Annotated in this window: 3 protein-coding genes; all 3 read right to left on the bottom strand. The window is 39.0% G+C overall.

Going from position 1 to position 4,285, the window contains the following annotated elements:
- Positions 1–516 precede the first annotated feature (516 nt).
- The 3 genes from ACYQ4S_RS11000 to ACYQ4S_RS10990 all read right to left on the bottom strand — a co-directional run bounded on the left by ACYQ4S_RS11000 (position 517) and on the right by ACYQ4S_RS10990 (position 4,158).
- A complete protein-coding gene (locus ACYQ4S_RS11000) occupies positions 517–1,653 on the bottom strand; it encodes a plasmid pRiA4b ORF-3 family protein (RefSeq protein WP_459771150.1) in 1,137 nt (378 codons plus the stop codon).
- A gap of 671 nt (positions 1,654–2,324) precedes the next feature.
- Positions 2,325–3,389, bottom strand: a complete 1,065-nt coding sequence (locus ACYQ4S_RS10995) for a glycosyltransferase (protein WP_459771148.1) — start codon at positions 3,387–3,389, stop codon at positions 2,325–2,327.
- Between the two features lie 172 nt (positions 3,390–3,561).
- A complete protein-coding gene (locus ACYQ4S_RS10990) occupies positions 3,562–4,158 on the bottom strand; it encodes a DUF5110 domain-containing protein (RefSeq protein WP_459771146.1) in 597 nt (198 codons plus the stop codon).
- Between the last annotated feature and the right edge of the window lie 127 nt (positions 4,159–4,285).

The raw sequence follows: 4,285 nt of genomic DNA, 5'->3' as shown, positions 1-4,285 counted from the left end.
CGTATTTTAACTTCCAGAACTGTAGGGACTACAGAGTTAGCCTAATCAATATCCGACCAATAGGTGGGAGTTCTTAGGAATCTCCATCTTCAAAATCCCTTAGGATTTAAGGTGGAGTAGTTCAATACAGATTAATAGTAATGTTTCATGTATTTCCACAGTTATTTCACATAATAGTCGTATTTACCCCCTTAACAGTTTATATGTAGCGTATAAAATAGATTTTTTACAATTCTGTTACATCCTGATTTTTGACTATATCACTTTTTTAACAGCATCCTACTTGTCTCCCGTTCACTCCGTACGTCCACTTTTGAGAAAGCAACTGGATATTTCACAATAATTCTTGTTATTTATGAATATGAAAGCTTCTATATTCAACTATTACAATCCCTTATTAGAAAAAAAGATAGTAGATATAACTGATATTACTAATTGCTTATTGAATAATAAAATTATCGACAGAAAAAAGCAGAGTGAGTCAAAATACTGACTTCACTCTGCTCGTAGACCGTATTATAATGATTTGTTTATCTTATCTACAGTATTCGACTGTCTTTTTTTCAATTCAAACGGGCTGGCCCACTCTTTAAGAGCGTCATAATCCGGATGATCTGAATCATTCATCACTTCAAGATAATAAGCATATCCTCCAGCTCCCCCTATATCTTCCGGAACGGGATCTCCCATCATCATTTTCAATCGCGGGCGAACCTGCTTATGTTCTGTCCATATTTTTCTAAGCTGAATAACATGCTCCCAGCTGTCACCCAGATCATAAATATAGCGGATTACCGAGTTTTCATCGTAAGATATCACATCGGAAAGCGTATGATGCGCTCCAGATCCTATATGATCATCGGTCATACGGTTATAGTGCTGCATATGATAATAACCTTCGGATCCCATTAATGTGAAGCCGTCTTCTAAAATGAACTGGTGAAAATGGGAGTTGTTCCATAAGAAGACTTTCTGGATGACCGTGTGCAGGTCATCAAAAGAATAGTGCATCGGCACTTGAATGATGCGGATGACATCTTTCGCTCCTTCGAGTTTCAGTCGAACTCCCAGCTCAGCCACATCCACCGAATATGAAACTGATCCGGTTCCGATGATCTGCTCGAACTGGTTGGAAAAAGCATCTATCGCAGTCGGAGAACCGTCCTCCCCTTTCTTATTAATGCTGACTTTGTACGACCAGGTTTCCTGAAAGCATTCTTCATCGTCTGCCTGTTCACTATACATATGAAGAACGTTGAGTGCTGCGCTGTTTTTTCCAATTAAAGCCGCATCTGATGCTTTACTGGCCGTTGGTTTGGAATAATGATTAAAGTAAGCATTGACCGAGGTCTCAGAAAAACCCATCCGTTGCATCATTCGAGCCATTGCTTCGCTCAACCAGTCCCCAAACTCCAGATAATCCTCTTCATATGGTGAAAGAAAGATGAGGGTCAGACCAGTGCCGTCATTCGTCAGTACAAGGCAGTCATCCTGATCGACCGTCATCAAGTTTCCATGCCAGCTGAAAAACGGCTCATGCTTGTCTGCCGCTATCACTTCTTGAGAGATATCCATGGTGTCGTTAGAGTCATTCATAATTTTTTCTGCCTTTTTAAAGGCTTTTAACAGCTTGTTTGTTAAGTAAAGATGCATGGCGATCCTCCTTGAGTGTGGCTTACATGTCTTCATGCATGCTTGTATTCTTGGTGAATAGTCTAATCATACCGTTTTCCTTACCTGAGTTAAACAGCAAATTGTCCTGCAATGAAAATATGAGTTAATCAAACATCCCATTACTTGTTCAGCAGCTTATAACTAGAACTCATTCAGTCAGTCACTCGGCGGTCATCTGAAATAAAGTATTTCTAATTCTACTTTACTGATCTCTGTATTTAATAAGATATAACTAGACGCTGTCTAGTTACATCTTATTCTCTAAGAGCTTGATATCTTGTCATTATGAGGCTTGTAGTTGTAGTTTATTTATTTCTTAAAGGTGTTAATGCCATTAGAGGATCTGTAGTTACAGTTCAGTCTTTTCTAATTGGAATAATCTATTGCCAGATTCTCTTTAGTTACAGTTAACTGGTCAATTATTTTAATGAAGTCTCGTTAGATCAGCCACTAACAGCAGTTCGGCCCTTCCTGAATTCAAGGAAATGCCGTTACAGCATCTCTAATCTGGAAACCCCCACTGATTTAAGCAACTCTGCTTATAGTTGATCGATATACTATACATCCATATGCATGTAAAAAGCAGCTCGAATTACTTCGAGCTGCCTTCTCGTTAATCAAATTCTTCATACTCATTCCAACTCAGATCTTTAATCTTTAAAGACCACAAGTTTCTGGATGCGATAACTAACCAGAAAAATGACCAGATCAACTCCGGCTTTTAGAAAGACCTCTCTAAAACCAGTCAGCTGGAACAGTAAATAGACGGACAAACCAGAAGTAACTGCTTCTGCTACAGCTAATGAATAATAGCCTATAATTGTCTTGTTCCATTTACGTCTGCTCTTGAAAACAACTGAGCGGTTCATACAGTAATTAAATAGCGACGACCCTGCTCTCGCCAGAATGGTCGAAATAAGAATCCGCCTTCTGGCAAAGGTAAACCCAAGGATCAGTATGAACAATTGAAATAGCGTAATATCAAGTATAAAGGACGTTAGGGAAACGCCCATGAACTTAAAAAAATTTTTGAATAGCACCCAGTAAATTTCTGCAGAATCCTTGAAAGGATTGAAATGAGAGCTTTCATTCTCATTGATGTAGACCGTTTCGATCGGACATTCCTCTATCGTCAGATTCTGTCTGACTGCTGCAATCAGCATATTTGTTTCATAACTGAAGCGTTCGCCTTCAAGGTCTGTAAAATGATGTAAACTGTCCATATCTATGCCACGCAATCCTGTCTGGGTATCAGAAATGCGTTTTCCGTACAGCAGTCTGAACACATGTCGAGTAATAGTATTGCCCGTTTTGTTGGATAAAGGAACATTTTCAGAGTCAAAAGATCGGACTCCGAGGACCAGTTTACTCTGATCTTTAGATAAGGACTGACATATAGTCATAACATCGCTCAGTTTGTGCTGTCCATCTGCATCAGCCGTAATAACTCCATTCGCTTTGCTCATCTGCTCGTCATCCAATATGTAGGCAAACGCATTTTTCAGTGCTCTTCCTTTACCTTTGTTTTCGGAGTGCCGTATAACTTTTACATTATGATATGAGCTGCACCGGTCAAAAATTGACTGACAGGTATGCTCGCTTCCGTCATCAATGATGAGGATCGAAAGGAAACGCTCTTCACTCAATAAACGGACATATTCACAAAGCTTTTCGTTAGGATTTAATGCTGGAATCACAAGCACACAGTTTTTCATACACTACCCTCTTTTAACTCGCTATAGTCGATCCTTATCAAAAAATATCCATATTCTGTTCATTATTAATTATAGCATATTTCCATGACAAGAGTCTAATAGAACAACTTAAAAAGACCTGATTGGAATCAGGCCTTCTTTTTATGACAGAACAGATAGATCACTTAGCCATTTAACTATTCTTAATATACAACAGTTCAAAAAGTGACTGACTTAAGTGCACTTCTTTTAACTCATTTATAGTTGATAGAAGACTAAATTCTGAATGATTGTCATTAAAATCGTTGTATAGGTCATCTTTAAGAAAATAGCCGACCTGTGCGGTGTTCAGGCGTTTAAACAGCTCATGACTGATGTCCTGCTTTTCAATATATTTAAAGGACTTGAAGGTCACTTTCAGTTCTTCTTCGTTCTTCATCCTGAAAGTAATAGTCGTCCGCTTCATTTCATCGGAATAGCTCTGGTCGATCATCTCACCGCCTATCACACTGATCAGCTCCACCTGCTCAGAAGCATTAAAGTGCAAGCTGTGGACACGTCCCTCTGGAATAGCTGAACCCTCTCCTTTAACTTTTATGAGAACAGTCTGAGTCTGATAATCAAGGGTTAATTCAGTCACTGCTCTGGACTGCCCACCATCTTCAATGAGCTCGAAGCTGTTTGATCTGCCGGGATAAATCATCCATTCCAAAGAATTTGGCAGTGTATACGCTGGTGTGCTGACGGGATCAGCATCCATTGGAATGATGCCTCCCTCCTTAGCAAACACTGAGACACCTAGGAAACTATAGATGCTCTATATAAGTGGATTTAGGGTTTTCTCTTTTGAGTTTTCCCTCCACTTATTTTCTTTTTTTAAATTTTTTCACATTTTTATGCTTATTACTTGACTTTTG

It is taken from the genome of Alkalibacterium sp. s-m-28 (assembly GCF_054658175.1).
This window is presented reverse-complemented; position numbering and strand designations above follow the sequence as displayed.

Bases quoted from the DNA above. Each gene is read 5' to 3' on its own strand.
- ACYQ4S_RS11000 (WP_459771150.1), bottom strand. From the start codon at position 1,653: ATGCATCTTTACTTAACAAACAAGCTGTTAAAAGCCTTTAAAAAGGCA.
- ACYQ4S_RS10995 (WP_459771148.1), bottom strand. From the start codon at position 3,389: ATGAAAAACTGTGTGCTTGTGATTCCAGCATTAAATCCTAACGAAAAG.